Source organism: Rothia sp. HMSC073B08, from assembly GCF_001812975.1.
Classification (GTDB): Bacteria; Actinomycetota; Actinomycetes; order Actinomycetales; family Micrococcaceae; genus Rothia; species Rothia mucilaginosa.
Map to the genome: position 1 here is coordinate 1 of NZ_KV811082.1, position 25,703 is coordinate 25,703.

The 25,703-nt window shown below is 61.4% G+C and carries 15 protein-coding genes and 1 riboswitch; of the genes, 9 read left to right on the forward strand and 6 right to left on the reverse strand.

Annotation, left to right across the window (positions count from 1 at the left end):
* Positions 1-34 precede the first annotated feature (34 nt).
* Positions 35-583: an NAD(P)H-dependent oxidoreductase gene (locus HMPREF2884_RS06300; RefSeq protein WP_070616308.1), complete on the forward strand. Its 549-nt coding sequence runs from the start codon at positions 35-37 to the stop codon at positions 581-583.
* Positions 584-970: 387 nt separating this feature from the next.
* Positions 971-2,176, forward strand: coding sequence for a TerC family protein (locus HMPREF2884_RS06305; protein WP_070616309.1), 1,206 nt, complete (start codon positions 971-973; stop codon positions 2,174-2,176).
* Between the two features lie 114 nt (positions 2,177-2,290).
* Here the strand turns inward: HMPREF2884_RS06305 and HMPREF2884_RS06310 are convergent, their stop codons facing one another.
* On the reverse strand, positions 2,291-3,742 hold the full coding sequence (locus tag HMPREF2884_RS06310; protein WP_070616310.1) for an alpha/beta fold hydrolase: 1,452 nt from the start codon (positions 3,740-3,742) through the stop codon (positions 2,291-2,293).
* Between the two features lie 105 nt (positions 3,743-3,847).
* Entirely contained in the window at positions 3,848-6,448 is a 2,601-nt protein-coding gene (locus HMPREF2884_RS06315) for a DEAD/DEAH box helicase (protein ID WP_070616311.1), read from the reverse strand.
* A 445-nt stretch (positions 6,449-6,893) separates the two neighbouring features.
* On the opposite strand from HMPREF2884_RS06315, the gene HMPREF2884_RS06320 reads away from it, so the two are divergent.
* The 3 genes from HMPREF2884_RS06320 to HMPREF2884_RS06330 all read left to right on the forward strand — a co-directional run bounded on the left by HMPREF2884_RS06320 (position 6,894) and on the right by HMPREF2884_RS06330 (position 12,707).
* Positions 6,894-8,795 (forward strand): ABC transporter transmembrane domain-containing protein, encoded by a 1,902-nt coding sequence (locus tag HMPREF2884_RS06320; RefSeq protein ID WP_070616312.1) that lies wholly within the window; start codon positions 6,894-6,896, stop codon positions 8,793-8,795.
* A 1-nt stretch (position 8,796) separates the two neighbouring features.
* On the forward strand, positions 8,797-10,545 hold the full coding sequence (locus HMPREF2884_RS06325) for an ABC transporter ATP-binding protein (RefSeq protein WP_070616313.1): 1,749 nt from the start codon (positions 8,797-8,799) through the stop codon (positions 10,543-10,545).
* 241 nt (positions 10,546-10,786) lie between these two features.
* Positions 10,787-10,976: riboswitch (TPP riboswitch) on the forward strand.
* Positions 10,965-12,707 (forward strand): bifunctional hydroxymethylpyrimidine kinase/phosphomethylpyrimidine kinase, encoded by a 1,743-nt coding sequence (locus HMPREF2884_RS06330; RefSeq protein ID WP_083309681.1) that lies wholly within the window; start codon positions 10,965-10,967, stop codon positions 12,705-12,707. Its footprint overlaps the riboswitch before it by 12 nt.
* Before the next feature lie 453 nt (positions 12,708-13,160).
* On the opposite strand, the gene HMPREF2884_RS06335 is transcribed toward HMPREF2884_RS06330, so the two are convergent.
* From HMPREF2884_RS06335 to HMPREF2884_RS06350, 4 genes are all read right to left on the reverse strand, one after another.
* Positions 13,161-13,934 (reverse strand): YoaK family protein, encoded by a 774-nt coding sequence (locus HMPREF2884_RS06335; RefSeq protein WP_070616314.1) that lies wholly within the window; start codon positions 13,932-13,934, stop codon positions 13,161-13,163.
* Between the two features lie 205 nt (positions 13,935-14,139).
* On the reverse strand, positions 14,140-14,913 hold the full coding sequence (locus HMPREF2884_RS06340; RefSeq protein ID WP_005506196.1) for a slipin family protein: 774 nt from the start codon (positions 14,911-14,913) through the stop codon (positions 14,140-14,142).
* A 284-nt stretch (positions 14,914-15,197) separates the two neighbouring features.
* On the reverse strand, positions 15,198-16,040 hold the full coding sequence (locus tag HMPREF2884_RS06345) for a transposase (RefSeq protein ID WP_005509140.1): 843 nt from the start codon (positions 16,038-16,040) through the stop codon (positions 15,198-15,200).
* A gap of 2 nt (positions 16,041-16,042) precedes the next feature.
* Entirely contained in the window at positions 16,043-18,460 is a 2,418-nt protein-coding gene (locus tag HMPREF2884_RS06350) for a nitric-oxide reductase large subunit (RefSeq protein WP_070616315.1), read from the reverse strand.
* A 594-nt stretch (positions 18,461-19,054) separates the two neighbouring features.
* On the opposite strand from HMPREF2884_RS06350, the gene HMPREF2884_RS06355 reads away from it, so the two are divergent.
* The 4 genes from HMPREF2884_RS06355 to HMPREF2884_RS06370 all read left to right on the forward strand — a co-directional run bounded on the left by HMPREF2884_RS06355 (position 19,055) and on the right by HMPREF2884_RS06370 (position 25,693).
* Positions 19,055-19,735, forward strand: coding sequence for a lysophospholipid acyltransferase family protein (locus HMPREF2884_RS06355; protein ID WP_070616316.1), 681 nt, complete (start codon positions 19,055-19,057; stop codon positions 19,733-19,735).
* A 191-nt stretch (positions 19,736-19,926) separates the two neighbouring features.
* Complete coding sequence (gene uvrC / locus HMPREF2884_RS06360; RefSeq protein ID WP_070616317.1) at positions 19,927-21,867, forward strand: excinuclease ABC subunit UvrC; 1,941 nt, start codon at positions 19,927-19,929, stop codon at positions 21,865-21,867.
* A gap of 175 nt (positions 21,868-22,042) precedes the next feature.
* Positions 22,043-23,248 carry a methionine adenosyltransferase gene (gene metK / locus HMPREF2884_RS06365; protein ID WP_005506182.1) on the forward strand — a complete coding sequence of 402 codons (1,206 nt, stop codon included), beginning with the start codon at positions 22,043-22,045 and terminating at the stop codon, positions 23,246-23,248.
* A gap of 33 nt (positions 23,249-23,281) precedes the next feature.
* A complete protein-coding gene (locus HMPREF2884_RS06370) occupies positions 23,282-25,693 on the forward strand; it encodes a primosomal protein N' family DNA-binding protein (protein WP_070616318.1) in 2,412 nt (803 codons plus the stop codon).
* The last annotated feature ends 10 nt before the right edge of the window (positions 25,694-25,703 follow it).

The window sequence follows — 25,703 nt, forward strand, 5'->3', positions numbered from 1 at the left end:
GCCTCCAACCACACTCAACTCTGAAGAGCCACATATGTCTAAGGCTCTTATCGTCTACGGTCACCCCACTCCCGAACTCTCGACCGCTAGCGCTGAAACTCTCCGTGTTGTCACTGAGACCCTGGGAGAAAACGTAGAGGTGCGCGAACTCGCATCCCACCGCGTCAACGGTTCATTTGATATTGCCGCAGAACAGCAGGCTCTCATGGAAGCGGACGTTATCGTTTTGCAGTTCCCCGTCTTCTGGTACTCGGTTCCCGCTTTGCTTAAGCAGTGGCTGGATGATGTTTTCACCTACGGATTTGCCTACGGGAGCGACGGCGATAAGCTTGCGGGTAAGACTCTCGTAGTTGCAGCAAGTGCCGGTGCAAACGCAGAAATCTATGCAGAGAAGCTACCGAACAACTTCCCTGAAATCTTCAACCCCTTGGAGAATACCGCTGCGTTTTCACGCATGAAGTGGGCGGAACCCGTGTATGTTTACAGCGCATTGAGCATGCCGGGCACCGAAGATATTGCTCGTTCTGCAGGTGTTGACCTGGGCCAGCAGCTTGTAGCACGTTTGCGTGAATTGAATATCTAAACCTATACCGCTGTTTTTAAACCGTGGAGGCTCTTCACTTGGGGAGGGGCTCGGAGTGGCAACTTCGAGCCCCTCTTCGCGCGCGTGTGGAGGTGCGCGTACTGTGCGGACACGACCTTTGGAGCCCTAAAGCGCCCTATAAATACCGGTGAATCCTTACCCTTCAAGCCGCCTAATAAACCGCCAAAAATATAAAAACTTCACTGGACCTTCATGGAATCATGAACCCTAAGGTATAATCGTTCACCGAGCAAGGGAGTATCCCACCAATCGACTCATCGTCAGCACGTTAGCCGAAGGCGCCTAACCGGTGAATCGAGCCGACCTCCATTCAGATCGGCGGGAGAGACTTGTGGTCCTGTACGCACACCACAAGAAAGGCTCCCCATGGAAGTTACCGGGTTGCAATGGTTGGTTACTATTCTCATCATCGCGGGTCTGTTGGCCTTCGACTTCGTGTTCCACGTTCGTAAGGCGCACGAACCCTCCGTCAAGGAAGCGGCCATCTGGTCGAGTATTTACATCGGCATCGCGCTGCTGTTCGGTCTGTACATTTTCGTGACGAACGGCCCCTCCGCCGCTACCGAATTCTATGCAGGCTACATCACCGAAGAAGCTCTCTCGGTCGATAACCTCTTCGTCTTCATGATCATTATGGGTACCTTCCGTGTTGCCCGTGAGAATCAGCAGAAGGTCCTGCTCTTCGGTATCGTCTTCGCGATCCTGGCGCGCGGTACTTTCATCTTCGCCGGCGCTGCGATCATTAACTCCTTCGCCTGGGTGTTCTACATCTTCGGCCTGGTCCTGCTCATGACCGCAGGTAACCTGCTCAAGGACGAAATCACCGAAGGCGACGGCGACGACGAAGCCGACAACATCATGGTCCGCCTCGCCAAGAAGTACCTGAAGACCAGCGACCACTTCGACGGTGACAAGCTCTTCACCATCGAAAACGGCAAGCGCGTCATGACCCCCATGATGCTCGTCATGGTCGCTATCGCTGGTTCCGACCTGCTCTTCGCGCTCGACTCGATCCCCGCGATCTTCGGCCTCACCCAGTCCGTCTACATTGTGTTCACCGCGACCGCGTTCTCCCTCATGGGTCTGCGCCAGCTGTACTTCCTCATTGACGGCCTGCTGGACCGCCTCGTCTACCTCTCCTACGGCCTGGCGACCATCCTCGCGTTCATTGGTGTGAAGCTCATCCTGCACGCAATGCACGAGAACAACCTGCCGTTCATCAACCACGGCGAGCCCGTGCACGTGGTCGAAATCAGCACCGAAATGTCGCTGATGGTCATCGTGGGCGTCCTGATTATTACCGTGCTTGCCTCGCTGCTCAGCCCCAAGGGCCGCGCACTGCAGACCATTCAGCGCGTTCAGGCGCTCTCCGAGAAGTACCTGGCACTGCCCGAGGATGCACCCGCCGCCGAGCGTGCGGACATCACCGCCCGCTGGCAGCAGGAAACCGAGAAGCTCAAGACTATTCCGCAGAAGCTGCGTGACGAGCTGATCGAGAAGGAAGACGAATACCACGCCCTCGTGATGCGTGCCCGCACCGCACAGGATGCGCACGCTTCCTCCTCGAAGTAGTAGTTTGAGCTACTGAGTATGCGGCCTCACCAGGCTGGCGCTAACACTAAAGCCCCTCACACCGGATCAACCGGAGTGAGGGGCTTTAGCTATATCAGAGATATCTCAGAAGAATTACTGGTTGTGAACCTCAGCCAGCATGTTCTTCAGGTGACCCAGAATGGTCAGCGAGTCAGAACCGAAACCGTCGTGGTGGTGGGTCTTCGAAGTCCACACGTGGGTGTTACCGACCCAGCGAGCGGTCTCCATGGAGTGCTCAAAGTCCACGTACACGTCCGGGTTGTACGCCGCAGCCACCACGGGAACCTCGTTCTTGTGCAGCTGTGCGTGGTCGTACAGGCGACCCCAGTCCTTCTTCTCAGCCAGCAGGTTCGCAACCTCAGCCAGCGGACGCAGCGAGGGATCCTCCTCGTAGTACCAGGGGAAGATGTGCTCGCCGGTGAAGAGCAGACGGTCCGCATCCGGTGCGAACTCGGGGCGGGAAGCCGCCACGCGAGCAGCAGACCAGTTGGTCGGCGCGGGGGAGGGGGACAGCTCGTAGCCGGGGATGCCGGGCAGAACGCCGTCAGCGGGGCCGTCAGCGTAAATGGTCTCGTGCATCAGGGCGTACAGCGGGTTCGCCTGGAAGGTCACCTCGGCACCCATAGCGGTCAGGAACTGATCGGACAGGTGGTCGTTACCCTCAGCGAAAGCGGTCTCCAGGAAGTAGTGCAGACCGCGCTCGCGCCAGCGGCCACCCAGGAAATGGCCGGCCATCTGGAAGCGGTGATCGGTCAGACGCTCACCGGTGGGCAGGTACTCCTTGTGGGTGCGCAGGTGCTCAGCAATGCGGGTAGCGAGCTCAGCGTCCTCGGGGAACCAGCTGTAGTACTCCTCAACACGTTCCTTCATGCGGTCGAAGGTGTGCTGGTAGACGTTGTCCACGGAGGTGCGAATCGGCGCCAGGCCCGCGGTGATGCGGCAGTCACGCAACGACTGCGGTGCGAACGACAGGTAGGACAGGGTCAGGAAGCCACCGAAGGACTGACCAATGGTGGACCAGCGCTTGTCGGCACGGTCAGCCAGCAGCACCTCGCGGACAGCCTCCGCGTCAGCGATGATGGAGTCCGCACGGAACAGCTCAGTGTACTCAGCCTGAACCTGCGCGTCACCCACAGCGGTGATGGTGCGGGCAGACAGCGGGGAAGACATGCCGGTACCGCGCTGATCCAGAAGAACCACGCGGTGAGTCTTCGCCAGCTCAGCAATCCAGCCGCCAATGGAGCCGGTCTTCGGCGAACCGAAACCGGGGCCACCCTGCAGGTACACAATGTAAGGACGCTTATCAGCCGAAACGGTCAGAGTCTCGTTGGTGCTCACAACCTCACGGGCGAACACGGTGATGGTCTGGTCCGCGAAACGGGAGGAGAGAGCGGCATCCTTGCCCTTGGAGAAAATCAGACCGTGGGTCAGGGGAACCTGGAACCAGTGGTCGGTAATCTCGTAGCCGTCGTGCTTGACGACCGAACCCTTGCGGTACTCAACCTTGGGAAGCGAAGAAACGGTCAACGGTGAACCTTCTTTCATTCAAATAGATAGATACTCTGTATTCTAGCCCACTACGGGCAACATCGTGGCAGAGCCTCGGGCGGAGTCTCTTTCGGAGTCTCTTTCGGAGTCTCAATCGGAGTCTTAGAACTCGCCCACGCTCAGAATCTTCAGCACCGGGTAACCCGCCTCATCGGATGCCGCCAGATCAACCTCGGCACGAATACCGAAGTCAAAGTTATCTTCGGGGTCGGCGAAGCTCTGCTGAACCTTCCACACGCCCGGGTGAGCGGCGGTGTCCTCATCCATGCTGACCAGGCGAGGCGAGCGCGCGTCGGCGTCCGTGTAGATGTCGTCGTAGGTGTCGAAGTAGTCGTCCATGGCGTCCGCCCAGCGGTCGGCATCCCAGCCGCACCACTCGTCCAGGGCGCCCAGGGCGCGGTCACGCTCGTCAGCGAAGAGCTCCACACGGCGGAAGAGGGCGTTGCGCACCATCACGCGGAAGGCACGCAGGTTCTGCGTCACGGCGGGAGGCTCTTCCTCCTCGATGGAGGCGTGCTCGGCCGCAATGGTCGCGGTGTCTTCGCCGGCAGCCAGCTTCTCCCATTCGTCCACCAGGGAGGAGTCGGTCTGGCGTACCAGCTCGCCGAGCCACTCGATGATGTCGTCGAGCTCGTCGGTCACGGCAGAATCGGGGATGGTGTGGCGCAGCGCCTTGTATGCGTCAGAGAGGTAACGCAGGAGCACGCCCTCGGCACGTTCGAGCGAGTAGTACTGCACGAAGTCGTTGAAGCCCATCGCGCGTTCGTACATGTCACGCACGATTGACTTGGGGCGCGGCTCAAAACGTGCCACCCACGGCGCGGACTGCTTGTAGGTCGTGTACGCCTGATCGATGAGCTCCGCCAGGGGCTGCGGGTAGGTGACCTTGTCCAGCTCGTTCATGCGTTCGGTGTAGTCCACGCCGTCCGCCTTCAGCTGTGCCGACAGTTCGTTCTTCGCCTTGCGTTCCTGTGCGTACAGCACCTGGTTCGGCGAATCCAAGGTCGCCTCAATGAGGGAGAGCGCGTCCAGTGCGTAGCTGGGGGACTCGGGGTCGAGCAGTTCCAGCGCGGCGACCGCAAAAGCGGACAGCGGCTGGTTCAGGGCAAAGTTATCCTGCAGGTCCTCAGTCATGCGCAGGTAGGAGCCGTGCTTGTCCGGGGTGTTGGTTCGCTCAATCACGCCGCCGGTCAGCAATTCCTTGTAGATGCCGATTGCCTTGCACAGCAGCTCGCGGCGGCGCGCAGGGCTCTCGTGGTTCTCCTGAATGATGCGGTACGCGGCAATGACCGGGTTCTCCGGGCGGTGCATCAGGTTCAGCAGCATCGAATGGGTGATGTCGAAGGAGGATGTTAGCGGCTCCGGGGCTGCCTCTACCAGCTGGTCGAAGGTCTTCTCGGACCAGCCAACGAACCCTTCCGGAGTCTTCTTACGCTTGGAGGAGAGCGACTGGTTAATGCGCTTGGTGTCGTCACCGAACTTCGCCTGAGCCTTCGCCAGTAGGCGAGCGTTCTCAATATCGTGCTCGGGTGCCTGAACCACCACGGTGCCGGCGGTATCAAAACCGGCGCGGCCTGCGCGTCCAGCGATCTGGTGGAACTCGCGGGCACGCAGACGGCGGCTACGGGCACCGTCAAACTTCGACAGTGCCGTAATCAGCACGGTACGGATGGGCACGTTAATGCCCACGCCCAGGGTGTCGGTACCGCAAATTACCTTGAGCAGACCCTCCTGAGCCAGCTGTTCCACGAGGCGGCGGTACTTGGGCAGCATACCCGCGTGGTGAATACCGATACCGGCACGCACCAGCTTATTCAGTGCCTTACCGAAGCCCGGACCGAAACGGAACTTAACAATCAGCTCGGCGATGCGTTCCTTATCTTCCTTGGAGGCGATAGCGACCGACAGCAGCGCGTTCGCCTGCTCCAGCGCCGCCTTCTGCGAGAAGTGCACAATGTAGACCGGAGTCTGCTTGGTCTGCACGAGCTCCTGCACCGTCTCCTGAACCGGGGTGGTGGAGTAGTAGAAATGCAGCGGAATAGGGCGCTCAGAATGCGCCACCAGGTCACTCTCACGACCGGTCAGCGCCGTCATCTCCTCCTGGAAGCGAGTCGTATCGCCCAGGGTCGCGCTCATCAGCAGGAACTGCGCCTGCGGAAGCTCCAGCAGGGGAAGCTGCCACGCCCAGCCGCGCTGCGGGTCAGAGTAGAAGTGGAACTCGTCCATGATGACCTGGCAGAGGTCCGCATCCTTACCCTCGCGCAGGGCAATATTGGCGAGAATTTCCGCGGTGCAGCAGATAATCGGCGCCTCCGTATTAATGGCGGAGTCGCCGGTAATCATGCCCACGTTCTCGGCACCAAAAATATTAATCAGGTCAAAGAACTTCTCAGACACCAACGCCTTAATGGGGGCGGTGTAGTAGGAGCGCTGACCGGTCGCCAGGCCCGTAAAATGCGCGGCAACAGCCACAGTGGACTTACCGGAACCGGTCGGGGTTGCCAGCACCACGTTGTGGCCGGCGGCAATGCTCAGAACGGCCTCGTCCTGGGCGGGGTACAGGGTCATACCGCGGGTCGAAATCCACTCGGTGAACGCCTCATAGATTTCTTCGGCGGTGAGGGGGTTGCCCTTAAAATCGCGTCGATTGTAGTCGCCGGGATTCTCACCCAGCGTGGGAGAAAGAAAATTCAAAATACTCATGAGGATTCCAGTCTATCGGGAATAGGGCGGACGCGGGGGCGTTATCGTTACGAGGGAACAAACGGGTACTCGCGGAGTGCTTGCGGGGTGTTCACTGCATCTTTGCAGGGTGGTTGCGGTTCCTTCGCGGGGCGTTTATAGGGCGTTCGGGAGGCGCGGTGCCGCGCTAACGCGGGAATTCCCCAAATTCGTGTAGTGTAGAACAAAGCACTAAAAGTGCAGTGGTGCAAAAACCTGGTGCTCAGAAGGTCGAAAACGTAGGCCCCCCATGCCGCATAGATTACCTCGTAGATGCAGAATCCGCCGATTGATGTCGGTGCATATTGAGCGGCTGATACAAACTCCAAAATACGTTGCATAAATAACGACACGCCCACCTATGATGCAAATAGTGTTGCGTGCCACATTGATAAAGGAATAGGGTAGGAGAAAGGAGAGACGTTGAATGACTGAATACAACGCTGACAAGGCACAAGAAAACGCTGCGCGCGAAGAAGCTACGCATGAAGAATCCATGCATAACAAAACCACGCAGGAAAAAGCCGCTCAGAAAAAAACTGCGCAGAAAAAAGCTGCACAGGAAGTAACCGGTAGCGAACAACGCAAGGCGGAAGAGGAAGCCCTCAAAAAGCGCCTCGCCCTGCGAGTCACCGCACCCGGACACAAATACCCCTGGCACCGCTGGGCAATCCCCGTCCTCGGAGAAACTACCGCGGGTATCGGCGCAATCCTGATCCCCGTCATGGTGGGCCAATTCATTAACCAGCACATCGCCGGAAAAGCCCCCGACGCCTGGCCCATGTTCTGGGTGGTCGTCGCAGCCATCACCTTCATCGTGATCAACGAGTTCTTCGGCTGGGGCACCTCCATGACCCTCAGCGCAGAACTCGGCCGCGACTGGCGCGTCTACATCAACCGACTCATGGGACGCACCCGCACAACCGTTGATGCGGGTGAAGCAGTCACCGTCATGAACAAAGACGTACGCCGCATCACGGCCGTCTACTTCTCACTGCCGCTATTCGTCAATGCCATGATTATCGCGACCCTCGGTGCCGTGCAGCTCTGGCTCATCAACCCCGTCACCGCGATTGTCACCCTCATCGGTACGCTCATCGTGGTCGGCGTGATTGCCTGGTACTCGTCCTTCCTCGAATCCAAGATTGGCGAATACCGTGAGAAGGATGGCGAAGCCTCCTCACGCGCCTCCGACATCGCCACCGGTCTGCGCACCATCGCCGGCCTCGGTGCCGAAGAACAGATGCGTGAGCGCTACCACCGCGGCACTGACGAAGTCTTCGACAGCTACATGCGCTATGAAAAGACGCACCGCTGGATGTTCCTCATCCGCGCGCTGCTCGGCGGTGCCGTGACCCTGCTCGGCGTCGGCTTCGCCCTCACCGGCCATGTCGAAAATGGCCGCTGGGTCTCCGACACCCCCGCCGCGTCCCTGGTGACCGTCGCCTCCATTATTGCGATGATGGGTGGCCCCATCTGGATTACCCAGAACTTTCTGACGGAATGGCGCTACGCCAAGATTGCGCTCGCCAAGGTCGCCCGGCTCGAAGGCCACGCGGGCGTACGCCAGGGCGTGCTGAAGAGCCCGCGCACCGACGAAGAAATGGCGCAGCTGGCACGCGCCGAACAAACAGTCGAGGCGAGCACCTTCGAGGTGCCCGTACCCGTCGCCCCCACCGGTGCTAGCAACCTGCGCATCGTGTACGTCAACCCGCGCGACTACAACCTCACCGCGCAAGACTACGCCGAGGCGCTCGCCCGCACCCTGCGACGCGGGGGAGAGGACCTCAAGGACGCAACCGGCCGCCGCGTGTTGCTGAGCGAACCGAATCCCATGATTTTCGCGGGAACCCTGCAGGAGCACCTGCGCCTGGGTACCGTGCCGAACCCCGACGAGGAGCTGGCACAGGCAAAGGACCAGGAGCTGCTGAAGATTACCGACTCCCGCGAAATCGCCTACCGACTGGGCGGACGCAACCCCGAAGACTACTTTGCCGCCCGCATCACCAGTGAAGGCGCGAACCTCTCCGGTGGTCAGCGTCAGCGTCTGGCACTCGCCCGCGCACTCGCACAGGACGCGCAGGTGCTCATCCTGACCGAGCCGCTGAACTCCGTGGACGAACCCAGCCAGCGCTACATCTACGATGCGATGGAAACCCAGGTCGGTAGCGACCGCCTGCCCGTCGGCTACCCCGGCCTGCTGCAGGATTTGGAGCAGGTCTACGTTGTCTCCACGCCCGCGGAGACGACCCGCCGCATGGAACGCGACGGCTACCCCGTCGCTCAGGCAGAAACCCCCGCAACCACTCAGAATCAGGAGGTGAACTAGCATGGCAAAGCAGCTCCCCATCGAAAGCCCCGCCTACGTGGCACGCCGCATGTGGAACTACCTCGCAGCGCATAAGGGGCGAGCCCTCTACACCTTCGTCATCTACATGGTCAGCACCCTCATGGGTGCGGTGGTGCCCCTGCAGATTGGTGCCACCGTGGACGACGTGGTGGCGGGTAAGTTCTCCAGCTACCCGTGGCAGCCGATTCTGATTATTCTGGCGGCGTTCATCGTGCAGGCAATAACCCTCATGGTCTCCTCGTACAGTGCGGCCCGATTGGGTGCGCTCGTCACCCGTGACGCCAACCAGGACACCCTCGACGGCACCCTCGACCTGGATGCACGCACCGTGGAAGAAGCCGGCAGCGGCGACCTGCTCACCCGCGTGACCGACGACCTGTCCTCGGCCGCAAACGCTGTCAGCACAGACCTTCTCGGTGCAATCTACGTGGTGCTGTACTTCATTATCTCCACGCTCTCCCTGGCGTTCGTGAGCCCGGCAATGGGTCTGATCATGCTACCCATGATTGCCGGTCTTGCCCTCATCATGTCGAAGATGCTGCCGCTCATGGCGGCACGCAACCAGACCGCCCAGGAGCGCGTGAGCGACCTCAACAGCGTGCTGACCGAGAACATTCGCGGCACCTCCACGATCCGTGAGCTGGGCGTTCATACCGCCCGCGAAGATGCCTTCGCCGGTGAGAACAAGCGCCAGTTCGCCGCGCAGCTGGGCATGGTGCGCATCCGCCAGCTGTACTTCACCGTGGACGCTATTAACGCCTGGATCCCCACGATTCTGTGCATGCTCTGGGGCGCCGCCTGTGTGGCTCTCGGCTGGGCAAGCTGGGGTGCCGTAGCGACCGCCTCGGTCATGGTTTTCAGCCTGCGAACCCTTGCCGACATGCTGAACCACCACGTCAGTAGCCTGCGCATCATGCTCGTGAACATGGGCCGCGTGTTCGGTGTGGTGTCCTTGGCGAAGAAGCAGCGTGAGGCGCGTGCACAGCACCGCGCTGAAGCGTTCGCCGCCGTCTCGGATGAAGCCGTGAAGGACCCGCAGTACGCCATTGACTGCATCGACGTCTCCTACGGCTACTCGCCGGACGCCCTCGTTCTGGAAGGCATCAACCTGAAGATTCGCCGCGGCGAGGCGCTCGCCCTGGTGGGTCGTTCCGGTTCGGGTAAGACCACCCTGGCGCGTCTGATTGGTGGTTCGCTGACCGCCCTGGACGGCACCATTAACGTGATGGGTCGCCCGGTGGGTCACGGCGACTTCCCGACCGATGCCGCCGCCGACGGCCGCCCGCGTCTGCTGGTTTGCACGCAGGAAGCGCACGTCTTCTTCGGTACCCTCGCCGATAACTTTACGGTGGTTGTGCCGGATGCAACCGTCGAGCAGATGGGTGAGGCACTGGACGCTGTCGGTGCCCGCTGGTGGCGCGACCTGCCGCAGGGCATGGACACCGTCGTCAGCGGCGCGGATTCGCCTCTGACCCGCGACCAGATTCAGCAGCTGGCGTTGGCACGTATCGTGCTTGCCGACCCACACGCCGTGATTCTGGACGAGTCCACCACCCAGCTGGAACTCGCGGACGCAACCGAATCCCTGCGCGCCGTGTTGGCGAACCGTGCAGTGCTGATTATTTCGCACGATGCGCGTATCGCCTCGCTGGCTGACCGTGCGGTCCTGCTGCACGAGGGCAGGATCATTGCGGAGGGTTCACCGGCAGAGATTTTCGCCCTCACCTAAGCTCTGGCCTAGCCCGGTGGATATGCCCGGCGATATGTCCGGCTGATAGTGCCCGGTACCGTCTAAAGCGGTGCCGGGCATTGCCTTTTAACGGGCGAGTTCTGGGGGGTGCTGAAGCCTGCGCTGGAAAACCTGAGCCGGAATGGTGGTGCAGTACCGCAATGCTCAAACGAAAATTTCGGAGAGATTCACTTGTCACCCGCAAAACTTTCAGCTACTGAGAATCGTTGTGATAACCTGGCAGAGCGATATGGGGTGCCTTGAGACGCCTGCTCCCAACCCGCTGACCCACCCAAAGACGGGCAACCAAAACAGCGGGGGCACGGAACGGTAGGCGCGCGAAACAGCGTACAAACACTCAAGGCTGAGAAAAACACCCATTGAACCTGCTCTAGTTCGAACTAGCGAAGGGATTATCGATGAAGGCAGAGCAGCCTACCGCGCCCACGTGCGCATCCACCTCTAACCCTGTACCCGGCGCGAGCGCTCCCGGAACCCCCCGGGCACCTCAGACAGCTCGGGTGCCGAGGGTCCTCTCCATTGCGGGAACCGACCCCTCCGGCGGTGCGGGCATTCAGGCGGACCTCAAGTCCATTACCGCATCCGGCGGTTACGGCATGTGCGTGACCACCTCACTGGTCGCTCAGAACACCTGTGGGGTTCGTGAAGTATTCACCCCGCCCCTGGAGTTTTTGACCGCGCAGCTTGCCGCCGTTTTTGATGACGTCACGGTAGACGCCGTGAAAATCGGCATGCTCGGCGACGCAGCCACGATCCGTACCGTCCGCACCTGGTTGAGCGAGCACCCGGTGCCCGTGGTCGTGCTCGACCCGGTCATGATTGCTTCCAGCGGTGACCGTCTGCTGCAGGCGGAAGCGGAGCAGGCGCTGCGCGACCTCGTGCCGCTCGTGGACGTGATTACCCCGAACATTCCGGAGCTTGCCGTGCTCTGTCAGAAGGAGCCCGCTCAGACCTTTGATGAGGCGCACGAGCAGGCGGCGAACCTCGCGGCGGCGACCGGAACCACCGTCATTGTGAAGGGCGGTCACCTGTGCGGTCAGGACGCCGGCAATACCGCGGTCTTCCCGGACGGCACCTGCGCGCACGTGCGCACCCCGCGCCTGGACAGCCGCAATACGCACGGCACCGGATGCTCCCTGTCCTCCTCGCTGGCAACCCGCCTGGGCGTGGAACTGCTGCAGCACACTGAAGCCGCAGAACCTGCCGCAGACCAGAAGAACACTCTGACCAGCGAAGATACCCACCGCGCACTGCAGTGGAGCACCCGCTGGCTCCACGAATCCATTGCCGCGGGTGCCGGTCTGCAGGTCGGCTCCGGTGAGGGCCACGGCCCGGTGGACCACGCCGCACGTGCCCGCCGTCTGGAGGCTGCTGCCTCCGCGTACCCGTGGCATCACCTGCTCGCCACCACCGACTCTGAGGGTAATGCCCTGGACGGCACCAGTCCGGAGCGCCTGCTGCCGGTCAGCCCCGTGCCCGCCGGTGAAGCCGTCGTAAAGCCCGCCGGTCCCTGGACTGCCGCTCTTTGGGCTGCGGGTGGCGAAACCTGGCACCAGATCCTGGACCTGCCCTTCGTGCGTGCCCTCGGTGACGGAACCCTCGACGAGGACCTGTTCTCCTTCTACCTGGACCAGGATGCCCTCTACCTGCGTGATTATTCGCGTGCGCTCGCGACCCTCTCAGCGCGTGCTGATACCGCTGAGGCGCAGGTGCACTGGGCGGCTGGCGCGCACGAGGCGATTGCCGCCGAATCGCAGCTGCACGAGGGCTGGTTGGCGAACCGCGCACGCCTGGGTGGGCCTTCGCCCGTTACGATGGGGTACACGAATTTCCTGCGCGCCTCCGCCGCCGGTGATGATTACGTGGTCGGCGCAGCCGCTATCTTGCCCTGCTACTGGCTGTACGAAGAGGTGGGCGCCGTGCTCTCCTCGCAGAACCACGCGGACCACCCGTACGCGGAGTGGTTGAGCCTGTACGGTGGCGAGGAGTTTGCCGCGGATGTGGCGCGTAGTCTCGCGGAGGTGGAGCGTGCGTTTGAGGCGGCTTCACCGGCTCAGCGTGTCCGCGCGGCGCGGGCGTACCTGTCGGCGTGCGTGTATGAGCGTGAGTTCTTCGACCAGGCTCACCGGGCACTGCGGTAGTTCGTCGGGCGCTGCGCTAGAGGCTCGCGCGGGGTTTGGGACGCCGGGGCTTTAGGTACCGATTTTTGGGCTGAATACCGCCCCGGCATGGCGTGAGATAGGTGATTGATGCTTCACTCAAGCTACCGCCGGTTCGGGGTCTGTGCCGGTTATGCTTAAGGCGTCGGTGAAAACCGTTTGCGGCAGGATTCCGGCCCTCACCCAACTGGCTGATGTACCTGCCGCGCCCGCACCTCTACGGCGTGTAACCGACCAGTTTGGCCCGTCGCAACCACCTCATCCAACCCCCGCGGCGGGTCAAACGCCTTCCTTCCCGGTTTTCGGGGCTTCGTTTGAAAGCGTGGCGTGTAAATCCCGCATAGAAATATCCCGTGCAGATATTCACCTGCACGGGATATTTTGCTGTTCTGTTTTCTGCTCTGCCGCCATCTATAGCCGCAGATTGGGTAAATCTTATGCGCCCTGGTTCTCACGAACCTCTTTCTTTTCAGCCTGGTAGCCGAAGCAGAACGCCGTACCGGCAATCAGCGCCGCTAACCAGATGGAGAATACGCCAAACCATCGGGTTATAAGCGCCATGAGAATCACGCCAGCTATGAAAGAGATGACTACGAGAGAGTAATCAATGGCTTTGAGCAGAGCCGTACGGCGCTGCGCCTTCGCCTCATTTTTTGTGACTCCGTCGGGGGTTTTCCGTGTGAAGTACAGCGAACCGGCGGTGTACCAGGCGCTGAGCATTTTGCGCCAGTTGCCGCTGGTCATGAAGAGCGAAAAGGGGTTTTCGCCAATGCGTGTATCCGCGAGGGCGTGAATCATCAGACCGACGGTGAACGCCAGCGCACCCACCTGAAAGCTATTGCTCAGAGTTCTGTCCATGAAGGGTACTGCGAAGCAAACCAGAAGGAACGGCAGGAGCGTGCCGATGCGCCAGTGCCTCATCCGGGCACGTTGACCGAGTAAGTCGTGAATGAAATGCCCTGCCAGGTACCCGAAGCTGAAGAGAATGACGGAGAGCCAGCGCAGGTGCACCACATGCGGTGCGTCACGGTGTAGGTCGGCGATAAGCAGAATAAAGTTGCCGGTCTGCGTGGCAACGAGCGCTTCATAGTGGATGTGCGAGAAGACGTCCACCGCGCCGCCCAGGGAGGCGAGGAGTAGAGCCATGACGCGCCCGTAGCGTCGAGGTGCTGGGATGCGGTGTAGCATCTCGCGGAGGTGGTGTAGCATGCGCCTTCCCTCACGGTGGGTGGGTCTGTGTGTAGCAGTAATGCCGCTGGTTCCATGCTACGGCATGGGAGGCGGTGGTATAGAGAACAGGGGAGGAGCCCCGCGGACCGGCCGCCGTTAAAGCGAAAGCCCCGAGCAGATGTCTGCTCGGGACCTTGCACGCTATTCGGTATTTAGCTCAGGGGTTTAGTTCAGAGGCAGTAGCCTACTTGCTCTCGCCCTTGAGGGCACCCACGAGCGGACCAATCACGTCCATGGGCAGCGGGAAGACCACGGTCGAGTTCTGGTCGGCACCCAGCTCCAGCAGGGTCTGCAGGTAACGCAGCTGCAGGGAGGCAGGGGACTGGCTCAGAATGTCGGATGCTTCCTTCAGCTCGCTCGAAGCCTCCAGCTCACCGCGTGCCGAAATGATCTTTGCGCGGCGCTCACGCTCAGCCTCAGCCTCGCGTGCCATGGCGCGCTGCATAGCCTCGGGAATCTCAACGTCCTTAATTTCGACGAGCTCCACCTGAATACCCCACGGCTCGGTGCGGGAACCGATGATGGAGCGCAGGTCCTCGTTCAGGTCCTCGCGGTGTGCGAGCAGGGTGTCCAGGTCAACGCGGCCGAGCAGGGAACGCAGGGTGGTCTGCGCAATCTGGCTGGTGGCAATCGGGTAGTTCTCGACCTCGAGCACGGCGTTCTTGGCGTTGGTCACGCGGAAGAGGACCACGGCGTTCACGCGGGCGGGAACGTTGTCCTTGGTAATGACTTCCTGCGGGGGAATGGTCAGGGTGATGACACGCATGTCAACGCGCTGCAGGGAGTCGACGAGGGGGAAGACGACGTTCAGGCCGGGCTTCAGCTCCGAACGCAGGTGGCCGAAGCGGAAGGAGATGCCACGCTCGTATTCGGGGATGACGCGGAACATACGAATCAGAATAAAAAGAACAATGACGGCAACTGGGATGAGGATAGTTGCCAGAGTGACGGGATCCATGGTTTTCCTTCACAAATATTGGGGGAGGACGGTATGTGTGCCCACCTGCCCGCGCCTCGTACGGTGCAGGTAGTAGGGGGTGCCCGGTATCGGGCTGTGTGGGGGAGTTTAGGGAGGGGAATTTTCCGTCCCGGCGTACATCGCGGCGGTCGGTGCTTTAGCGGCACCCCGCATGGAAAACTCAAAAGAGGAATAAAAGAGAATTCCATGCAGGGTGGCCGCCGAAGCTAACAGACGGGACCAATCGACCGGTCAGCCGCCGGAACGGAAAAACTTGTGCAGCGCTACTTCTTCGCCATCTGCTCTGCCAGCTTTTCGGCAGCCTCAACCTCAGCCAGGTTCTGCTCCTGCAGGACCTCGTTCGTGGTCTTGTGCAGTCGCTTAACCGAGGTGCCGGTGCCGCTCCATGCGGGGCGGTCCGGGTCGAGGGCAGAGGTACGAACCGGCAGGGTTGCATCCGCAATCATCTGCTTGCGGGTCTGCTCGGTACGGCGCTTACGCTCATTCGACACGCCACCCCACTTCGCCGCGAAACGGTCCATCTTCACGTTCACCGATTCGTCAGCGGTGGATGCGTGAATATGCTTCGGATCGTTCTCGAAGTTCGCGGGGGAACGCATGAGCTTCACAGCCAGCGGGTAGGTCAGCGACAGGCAGACCACCGCGGCGGCACCCTCCACCAGAAGCTCCAGCGGGGAGTGCCAGACGATGGCGGCACCAATCAGGATGACCACACCCAGCAGCGACACGGCAACCGCGAGCCCGCGGTGGAAACGACCCGACTCGGAGTAGGGCCATTCATCCACTTCGCGGGTGAGCTCGCGACCGTTCGCCGAGACGGTGCAGCTGTCCTTAATCGGGCAGGTGTTGCACACGCTGGGCTTGGCGCGGTAACGCATCACTCGGTTGTCCGAGTCGAATGCGGTCGCCCACAGCCACTGGTCTTCGGGGCAGAGCCACGCGTCGCTCTCTTGGTGGTAGGTGAACCCGAAGGTTCGCGCCGCCACCATGCGCTGGCTGGTGCGCTTGGCGAGAATATCGAAGCCCCAACCCACGGCGACCAGGCCGAGCGCGTACACGCAGGCCAGCCACACGAGGAAAGAAACTCCAGCAATCTGCTCAGGCATGGTTAGCCTCGACGATCGCTACGGTAGGGGCTGGTCTGCTCGGGCAGCTCCTCGGCAGCCTTAGCGCCGGCGAACTCTGCGATGCGAGCGTCCTCAACCACCTCGTACAGCGGCGGTTCGGGCAGCTCCAGGACGGTTTCCTTAGCGTTCTTGGAGAAGATCTCCTTGATACCCAGCAGCGCCAGCTTAATCAGCGGGATAATGCCGACCAGGAAGATGACGTCACCGGGCATACGCATCCAACCCATCACGGCGGAAGCACCGTCGTGGATGAACGCGAAGGAACGAGCCTCGTAGTAGCCTTCACCCACGGACTTGTACAGCTGAGCAATACCCAGCGGCAGCAGCGAGATGAAGGACATCCACAGCAGACCAATGTTCAGGGTCCAGAAGGAGAACTTCAGACCCTTCTCAGGCCACTTGTCCTCAGGGATCAGGTAGCGCAGACCAAACACCGCGAACGCGATTGCGAGCATACCGTACACACCCATCATGGATGCGTGTGCGTGGTTTGCGGTCAGTGCCGTACCAATCTCGAAGTAGGACACGATCGGCAGGTTAATCAGGAAGCCGAACACACCTGCGCCGAGGAAGTTCCAGAAGCCCACAGCAATCAGGAACATAACAGCCCAACGGTGCGGGAAAGGCTTGGTGCGGTTGGAGTACTGGCGAGCACCCAGCTGCATGAAACCCCACGCCTCAACGGTCAGGAAGGTCAGCGGGATAACCTCAGCAGCCGAGAAGAACGCACCGAATGCCATCTGCTCGGAGGGGGTACCGACGAAGTAGGTGTGGTGCAGAGTACCGATCACACCACCGACGGAGTAGAGCACGGCGTCCATCATGATGATGGCGATTGCGATGCGCTCGCGGACCACGCCGAGCAGCACGAAGATGTACGCCACCATCACGGTGGTGAACAGTTCGAGGAAGTCCTCCACCCAGAGGTGAACCACCCAGAATCGCCAGAACTCGGCGACGGTCACGTGAGTACGCTGACCTGCGAGCAGGCCGACCGCGTAGAACATGGGGATGGCGAGGCCGGAGAAGAGGAACAGCCACGGCAGGGAGGTCTTCTTCGAGCCCTTCAGGCGGGAGGAGAGGGTACGCCAGACGATGACAATCCAGATGAACATACCCGCGGTGAGCAGGATCTGGAAGAATCGCGGCAGGTCCAGGAACTCCCACTGCTGCGAGAAGAAGCCGGTGAGTTCCTTGGGGATGAGGCCCTTCTGAGAGAACCATTCGTTCAGCAGCGAGCCGAGGACCACGAAGACCACGGCGCCGATGAGAACGTAGGTGAGCAGACCCTGCTTCTTGGGTTCGCGGCGGGTAATCAGCGGGGCGATGAAGATACCGCCCGCCAGGAACGCGCCTGCGGTCCAGAAGAGGGAGAGCTGAAGGTGCCAGGTTCGAGATACCGTGTAGGGCAGCAACTGGCCCATGTCGATACCGAAGAAGCCGGTGAGTTCTTCACGGTAGTGCTCGGTGAGTGCACCCACCAGAGCCTGCAGCAGGAACAGCACCAGGATGGTTGCGAAGAGCAGGCAGGCTGCCTTCTGCGAGGGGGTCAGGCGAACTTCGTCGGGCTGACGGAAGTCGAGGACGGGTGCCTCTTCCGCGTGCCAGCCGATTGCGCGGGACCAGCGGCCGTAGATGGCGAACATCAGACCGGTACCACCGATGAGGGCAATCAGGGAGAGTGCCGACCAGACCATCAGATCCGCGGTGGGCTTGTTGTCCACGTTGGGTTCGGAGGGCCAGTTGTTGGTGTAGGAGTAGGGCTGGTCGGGGCGGTCTGCCGCCGATGCCCATGCGGTCCAGCCGAAGAAGGCGACGAGGTCGTGCAGTTCTTCGTCGTTCTTAATGGCGTCGGGGAACAGGCCCTGCGAGGTGTCGCCCTTCATCAGGGTTTCGCGGTAGTGCTTGAGCATGAGCTGGTAGCCCTTGGTCTCACCAGCGGACCAGGTGATGGTCTTAGTCTGCTCGTCGTACTTGTTCTCCTTGCGCCACTCGTTCTTCACGAGTTCGCGGGGGTCCTGCTTGCCCTGCTCACGGTACTCCTTGACGGCAGCATCGGTGGTCAGGCGCAGGTATTCTGCAGTGTAGTCGGGGCCGAGGTAGGCGCCGTGGCCCAGGACGGAGCCGTACTGCTGCAGACCGCGTCCCTGGAAGAGTTCCTGACCGTGCAGGATCTGTTCTTGGGTTGCGATGGTTTTGCCGTCATTGCCGACAATTTTGTCGGGTAGCGGCATGGAGAGTGCGTAGGTGCGCATTGCAAGGACTGCCATGATGGTGAAGCCCAGGAGCATCACAAACGCAACAGCCTGTACCCAGCCTTTTCCGGCATAGGCACCGACCGTGTCTGAGCGGCGGGCAATCTTTGCTGCCTCCGCACGCGAGACGGGTTTTGTAGCCATAGTGTATGTCTCCAGTGTGCGTGGAATTTTTAGGTGGAGTGGTTCCGACGCACATCCGCTGGAGGGGCGGCTCACTATGTTCAGGGTGAATCGTCCTTGAGGGAGGTGCGACAGCCCACCCTGTTTTCATTTTTGCATATTAAATGCGTATTTGAGAAACTTTGCTGACGTAGCGTCATAATGTGACACGGCTATTTGGCGGGGAAATCAGTAATCATAAGGCCGAAAACCTGAAATATTACGTTGAGGTTGAACCCTTAGCTTCCGTGCCACTTCCTCGCCTGTAGCGGGGGAGGAGGCGCCGGGATGGAAGCTGCGCAGGCGCCCTCAACCGGGGCACTCGCAGGAACCTGGGTGGGAGGCGCATCCCAGCATGTGGAAGGGGAGCGCGGCACCCCTCACGTGCCTACACTCGGGTGTGGAATAATAAAATCCGACGCTACTAAACACAGTACAAATTTTTTGCGGCACAGGTTACCGCAGTACAGATTTTGTGCTCTTTGGCGGCGTATATTCAGAAGGGGTCACTCACCCCGCATCCACGGCGGACCGCCGCCACAGCCCGCAATCTATCGGCACCTCAGGAGAGTTCACGTGCTTCTCTACAAATCCACCCAGAAAGCAATCACCGGAATCCTGCGCACCGTCTTCCGCGCCCGCGTGACCGGACTCGAAAACTTCCCCGCCAACGGCCCGGTGATTGTCGCCTCCAACCACCTGTCTTTCCTGGACTCCATCATTATTTCTGCCATGATGCCGCGCCGCGTGGCGTTCCTCGCGAAGGCTGAGTACGTGAACACCCCCGGCCCGCGCGGCAAGATGATGAAGGCATTCTTCGAAGCCGTGGACATCATTCCCGTGAACCGCTCCGACCGTTCCGAATCGCTCAAGGCGCTCGACATTGCCCTGGAGAAGCTGCAGGAGGGTAAGGTCTTCGGCATTTACCCCGAGGGCACCCGCTCCCGCGACGGCTACCTGTACCGCGGCAAGATTGGTGTGGCGTGGCTGGCGCACATGACCGGCGCGCCCGTGGTTCCGGTCGGTCTGATTGGTACCGACCGCCTGCAGAAGCCCGGCTCGAACATGATTTACCCGCGCCGCTTCACGATTCGCGTGGGCAAGCCGCTCTACTTTGAGAAGACCGGCGAGAAGATGACCGGCAAGCAGCGCCGCGTCACCACCGACGCGATCATGGATGAGATTGCTCAGCTGTCCGGTCAGGCACGCAAGCACGAATACAACGTTTCGCCCTCAGCCGCACGTGACGCAGGCTAGGGCACACGCCGCCTATACCGCGTAGACTTAAACCGCGCATCCACGCATGGGACCCCGCATTGGGGTGTTCCGTGTAGGATGCGCGGTTTGTCGTCTGTGAGCGCCTGAGATGCCCCCCGGCAGCCCAGCAGCGGCCCACACCGACCCCGGCACCCCAGCAGAAAGCCCAGTAGAGCGAGGAGAAAGTACCCATGGCAGAGCCTTCCAGCTACCGCCCCGCCCCCGGCGAAATCCCCACCGACCCGGGCGTTTACCGTTTTCGCGATGCTGACGGCCGCGTCATCTACGTGGGTAAGGCGAAGAACCTGCGCAACCGCCTCAACAGCTATTTTGCGTCGCCGCAGACGCTGAGCCCGAAGACCTACGCAATGGTGCATACGGCGGCGAGCGTGGAGTGGACCGTGGTGGCGAGCGAAATGGAGTCGCTGCAGCTCGAATACACCTGGATTAAGGAGTTTTCGCCGCGCTTCAACATTGCGTTCCGCGACGATAAGTCGTACCCGTACCTGGCGATTACCGTCAATGACGTGTACCCGCGCGCCATGGTGACCCGCGGCGAGCGCCGTAAGGGCGTGCGCTATTTTGGCCCGTATTCGCAGGCGTGGGCGATTCGTGAAACCCTGGATGCGCTGCTGCGTGTGTTCCCGGTGCGCACCTGCACGAACGGCGTGTTCAACCGCGCGAAGAATAGCGGCCGCCCGTGCCTGCTCGGTTATATCGATAAGTGCGCGGCGCCGTGCGTGGGCAAGATTAGCGCCGAGGAGCACCGCGAGTTGGCGCGCGGGCTGACCCGGTTTATGGGTGGTGGCGCTGAGAAGCATATCGCCCAGCTGACCGCGGAAATGAAAGCCGCCGCAGCTGATATGGACTTTGAGCGCGCCGCGATTCTTCGCGACGATATTGCCGCACTGACTAAGGCGTTTGAGCGTAACGCCGTGGTGCTTGGCGCGACCGTGGATGCCGACCTGTTCGCCTACGCTGAGGACGATCTGGAGGCATCCGTTCAGGTGTTCTTCGTGCGCGGCGGCAGGATCCGCGGCCAGCGCGGCTGGATCGTGGAGAAGGTCAACGACAGCACCGATGCGCAGCTCATTGAGCAGCTGATCGCGCAGGTGTACAGCGATATTGCGGCGAGCCTCGCCTCCCAGAAGGACGCCGAGAAGAGCCTGAACAGCTACGATATTCCGCGTTCCGTGCTCGTGCCGGTGGAGCCCGAGAATAAGGAGCAGCTGGCGTCCTGGCTGGCGGAGGTGCGCGGCGGGCCCGTGGAGATTAGCGTTCCGCAGCGCGGCGACAAGGCAGAACTTATGAAGACGGTTGCCGAGAATGCGCGCCAGTCGCTGACCCTGCACAAGAGCCGCCGTGCCGGTGATTTGACCACCCGCAGCGCCTCCCTCGTGGAGCTGCAGGAGGCGCTGGAACTGCCCGACCCGCTGCTGCGCATCGAGTGCTACGACATTTCGCATGTGCAGGGCACGAACGTGGTCGCGTCCATGGTCGTCTTTGAGGACGGCATGCCCGCGAAGAACGCCTACCGCACCTACAGCATTACCGGTGACGCCGCGCGTGACGATACCGCCAGCATGTACGACGTCATTACGCGCCGCTTCAAGAGGCACCTGGCGCAGCAGGCGGAACGCGAAGCTGCGCCCGTGCACTCCGGCGAGATTGACGCCTCCACGCCCGAGCCTGCGAAGTTCGCCTACCCGCCGAACCTAGTGCTCGTGGACGGCGGCCCGCCTCAGGTGGCTGCCGCATCCGCCGCGCTGAGCGACCTGGGCATCACGGACGTGTACGTTGCCGGCATCGCTAAGCGCCTGGAGGAGCTGTGGCTACCGGACGACGACTACCCGGTCGTGCTGCCGCGCACCTCGCAGGCGCTGTACCTGGTGCAGCGCCTCCGCGATGAGGCGCACCGTTTCGCTATCACCTTCCACCGTTCCAAGCGCGGTAAGGCGATGGTCGCCTCCGCCCTGGATGAGGTGCCCGGTCTGGGCGAGGTGAAGCGTGCCGCGCTGATTAAGCATTTCGGGTCGGTGGCTCAGATTAAGCAGGCGAGTGCCGAGGAGCTGACGGTGGTGCCGGGTATTGGTCCGGCGTTGGCTCAGAAGATTCTGGCGGCGCTTGCCTAAATGCCTGCTGGCGCTGACCTAATCCTCTGGCTGGCGCTGGATGAAGGCCCGCCCGGGGTGTGAACGCAGCACCCCGCCTCGTAATGGCGCTTAACAAACGTGTCATAATTGAAGGAAACCGTCATCATTACGAGCGCGCTATCTTCGCGCGCCCTCAACCAGTAGAGTGGAAACCGTGAGTAATAACCATCTGCGCCTATTCACCAGCGAGTCGGTGACTGAAGGCCACCCCGATAAGATTTGTGACCAGATTTCTGACGCCATCCTTGACGGCATCATCGCCCAGGATCCCGCAGCGAACGTTGCTGTGGAGACCATGGTGACCACCGGGCAGGTGCACGTTGCGGGTGAGGTGACCACCTCCAGCTACGTCGAAATCCCCTCCATCGTGCGCGAGACCATTCTGGGCATCGGCTACGATTCCTCCACCCGCGGCTTCGACGGCGAGTTCTGCGGCGTGTCCGTGTCCATTGGTGAGCAGTCCCCGGACATTAACGCCGGCGTGTACGAGTCCCTCGAGGTTCGTCAGGGCATCGCTGCTGACGAGTACGACCGCCAGGGTGCGGGCGACCAGGGCATCATGTTCGGTTACGCTTCGAACGAGACGAACGTGCTGATGCCCGCCCCGATTTGGCTGGCGCACCGCCTCTCTGAGCGTCTGACCAAGGTCCGTAAGGACGGCCTGCTGACCGAGCTGCGCCCCGACGGCAAGACTCAGGTGACCCTCGGCTACGATTCGAACAACGTGCCTGTCTCCGTGGACACCGTGGTTGTTTCGAGCCAGCACACCGCAAGCTACGACCTGGCTGACCTGCGTGCAGACATTGAGAAGCACGTTATCGCACCGGTTCTGGGTAGCGTCGAGCTGGATTCCTCCAACGCTAAGTTCATTGTGAACCCCGCTGGCCGCTTCGTTCAGGGTGGTCCCGTGGGTGACGCGGGCCTGACCGGCCGCAAGATTATTGTGGACACCTACGGCGGTTCGGCTCGTCACGGTGGTGGCGCGTTCTCCGGTAAGGACCCGTCGAAGGTGGACCGTTCCGCAGCGTACGCAATGCGTTGGGTTGCGAAGAACATTGTGGGTGCCGGTCTTGCTGACCGCGCCGAGGTTCAGGTTGCGTACGCTATCGGCCAGGCAGCGCCGGTCGGTCTGTACGTTGAAACCTTCGGCACCGAGAAGGTCGACCCGATCAAGATTGAGAAGGCTGTGCGTGAGGTCTTCGACCTGCGCCCGCTGGCAATCATTAACGAACTGGATCTGCGCCGCCCGATTTACAAGAAGACCGCAGCTCACGGCCACTTCGGTCGTACCGAGCCGGAATTCACCTGGGAGCGCCTGAACCGCGTGGATGCACTGCGTTCGGCAGTGTCCTCCTCCTAATATCTGTCAGGGTAGAGGAGCACGCTGATTCGGGTGACTCAGAGCAGTTCTGAATCGAACTCTTCAGCACCGTTGGGTGCTCAGCAGGAATCCCTGCAACAGCTTGACCTGTTGCAGGGATTTCCTGCTCTTCGTGATGCCCTGATTCCGGCTGCCCCGGAGCCGGTGAACGTTGCCGCCGAGTTGGAGGCGAGCGGCGTGCCGAACCCTGTGGCGCGTGTGCGTGTGGATAGCACTCTGCCGCAGGTGGACCGCACATTTGATTACCGTGTGCCCGCTGAACTGAGTGAGGATGCGGTGCCCGGCGCCCGCGTGCGTGTGCTGTTCAACGGCCACGAGCTGACCGGTTACATTGAGGAGCGCGCCGCCACGACTGATTGGACGCGCACCTCGCTGCTGCCGCTCAAGTCGGTGCTGTCGCGTGTGCCCTCTGTTGCGCCCGAAATTTTTGCGCTTGCCGAGGCGCTTGCCGACCGTTACGCCTCCACGGTGGCGAACGTACTGCGCCTGGCGGTGCCGCCGCGCATTGCCGCGCTGGATAAGAGGTACGCGCCTCTTCTGCCGGGTTACGAGTCGGCGTATTTGGGTGATTCTGCTCCGGTAAGCACTTCCGATGCTCCCGAGAGCGCGGCTTCCGAGCATGTGGCTTCCGAGAGCACGGAATCTGGGCCTTCTACCGCCTCCGCTGCCTCCAGCGCCGCTACTTCCATCGCTACCGACCCGTACGCGTGGCTTGCCACCCCCGGCGCTCCCGCACCCTTCGTGCTGGACTCGCCGGCGCTGAACCCGGACGCGCCGGATGCCGCCTCCGTCTTCTCCGATTACGAGAACGGTGCGGAGTTCATTGAAGATGTCGCTGCCGGTGCCGCGACCCGCGCCGTGATGACGGTTCTTCCCGGCCACTTGGAGCATACGTGGGCGGATGTTTTGGCGACCGCACTCGCGGCTGCTGCTGCCAGTGGTCGCGGCGCTATTGCGGTGGTTCCGACCGCTAAGAACCTGGATCTTCTGGAGGCGGCGCTCGCCGAGCGTCTGCCGGCTGACTCGTTTGTGCGTTTGAGTTCTGATTCGACTCCGCATACTCGCTATCACGGGTTTGTGAAGGCGCGCTTGGGGCAGGTGCCGGTGGTGATTGGTACCCGCGCTGCCGCCTACGCGCCGGTGGCGAACCTGGGCCTGGTGGTGTGCTGGGATGACGGCGATTCTTCGCTGGTGGAGCAGCGCGCCCCGTATTGTCATGCCCGTGATGTGTTGCTTCTGCGTGCTTCTGCTGAGAATACTGCGGCGCTGTTTGCCGGGTTCAGCATGAGTAGTGAGGCGGCGCGTCTGGTGCGTACACGCTGGGCGTCTCATGTGCGTGCGCCGCGTGCGTTGGTGCGTGATTTTTCGCCGCGTATTTTTTCGACGGGTTCGGAGTTTGAGTTGGCGCGTGACCCGTTGGCGGCGATGGCGCGTATTCCTCACCTGGCGTTTGAGCATGCTCGTCGGGCGTTGGCGCGTGGTCCTGTGTTGGTGCAGGTGGCGCGTAGCGGTTATATTCCGTCGTTTTCGTGCGAGCGTTGCCGCATGCCGGCGCGTTGTGGCGAGTGTAGTGGGCCTTTGTCGGTGGCTTCGGGTTCGTCGGTTCCGTCGTGTTCGTGGTGCGGTCATTTGGCGCAGCAGTGGCGTTGTTCTGAGTGTGGTTTTACGCATTGGCGTTATTCGGCGGCGGGTGCGACTCGTACTGCTGAGGAGCTGGGTCGTGCGTTCCCGAATGTTCCGGTGATTTCTTCGGCGGGTGATCATGTGCGGGCGTCGGTTGGTCCTGAGCCTGCGTTGGTGGTGGCGACTCCGGGTGCTGAGCCGGTGGCTTTTGGCGGCTATGCGGCGGCGCTTCTTCTGGATGCCGATAAGATGCTTCGTTTTGATTCGTTGCGTGCTCCGGAGGCGGCGTTGCGTCGCTGGTTGAATGCGGCGGCGTTGGTTCGTCCGGCGGCTCTTGAGGGTACGGTGGTGACGACTGCTTCGCCGTCGCCGGTGGAGCAGGCGCTGGTGCGTTGGGATCCGGCGTGGTTTGCTCGTCAGGAGCTGGAGGAGCGCGCGCAGACGGGTCTGCCTCCGGCGGTTCGTACGGCTGCGGTGACCGGTGCGGAGGCGGATGTTCGCGCCTTCATGGAGGAGTTCTTGGGTTCTTCTGCGTTGCCGGAGCGGGTGCGTGAGCAGTTGCGTATTGTGGGCCCGGTTCCTCTGGATCAGGGGTATTTTGCCTGGTCGGAGTCTCTTGAGGAGGATTCTGAGGAGGCGCCGGTTCAGGGCGATTGGCGTACCCTGATGTTTTTCTCGTACGGCATTGCTCAGCAGGTGACCCGTGAGTTGCGTGCTACGCGTGCAACGATTGCGGCGTTGAAGAAGAACGTGGGGGAGCGGCCGGTTCAGATTCGCTGTGACGGCCTGGACGTGCTGTGATTTTCTAGTC

Coding starts and splice junctions, on each gene's coding strand:
- HMPREF2884_RS06335 (WP_070616314.1), bottom strand. CDS start 13,934: ATGCTACACCACCTCCGCGAGATGCTACACCGCATCCCAGCACCTCGA.
- HMPREF2884_RS06315 (WP_070616311.1), bottom strand. CDS start 6,448: ATGAGTATTTTGAATTTTCTTTCTCCCACGCTGGGTGAGAATCCCGGC.
- HMPREF2884_RS06340 (WP_005506196.1), bottom strand. CDS start 14,913: ATGGATCCCGTCACTCTGGCAACTATCCTCATCCCAGTTGCCGTCATT.
- HMPREF2884_RS06325 (WP_070616313.1), top strand. CDS start 8,797: ATGGCAAAGCAGCTCCCCATCGAAAGCCCCGCCTACGTGGCACGCCGC.
- HMPREF2884_RS06320 (WP_070616312.1), top strand. CDS start 6,894: ATGACTGAATACAACGCTGACAAGGCACAAGAAAACGCTGCGCGCGAA.
- HMPREF2884_RS06300 (WP_070616308.1), top strand. CDS start 35: ATGTCTAAGGCTCTTATCGTCTACGGTCACCCCACTCCCGAACTCTCG.
- HMPREF2884_RS06310 (WP_070616310.1), bottom strand. CDS start 3,742: ATGAAAGAAGGTTCACCGTTGACCGTTTCTTCGCTTCCCAAGGTTGAG.
- HMPREF2884_RS06330 (WP_083309681.1), top strand. CDS start 10,965: ATGAAGGCAGAGCAGCCTACCGCGCCCACGTGCGCATCCACCTCTAAC.
- uvrC (WP_070616317.1), top strand. CDS start 19,927: ATGGCAGAGCCTTCCAGCTACCGCCCCGCCCCCGGCGAAATCCCCACC.
- HMPREF2884_RS06350 (WP_070616315.1), bottom strand. CDS start 18,460: ATGGCTACAAAACCCGTCTCGCGTGCGGAGGCAGCAAAGATTGCCCGC.
- HMPREF2884_RS06305 (WP_070616309.1), top strand. CDS start 971: ATGGAAGTTACCGGGTTGCAATGGTTGGTTACTATTCTCATCATCGCG.
- HMPREF2884_RS06345 (WP_005509140.1), bottom strand. CDS start 16,040: ATGCCTGAGCAGATTGCTGGAGTTTCTTTCCTCGTGTGGCTGGCCTGC.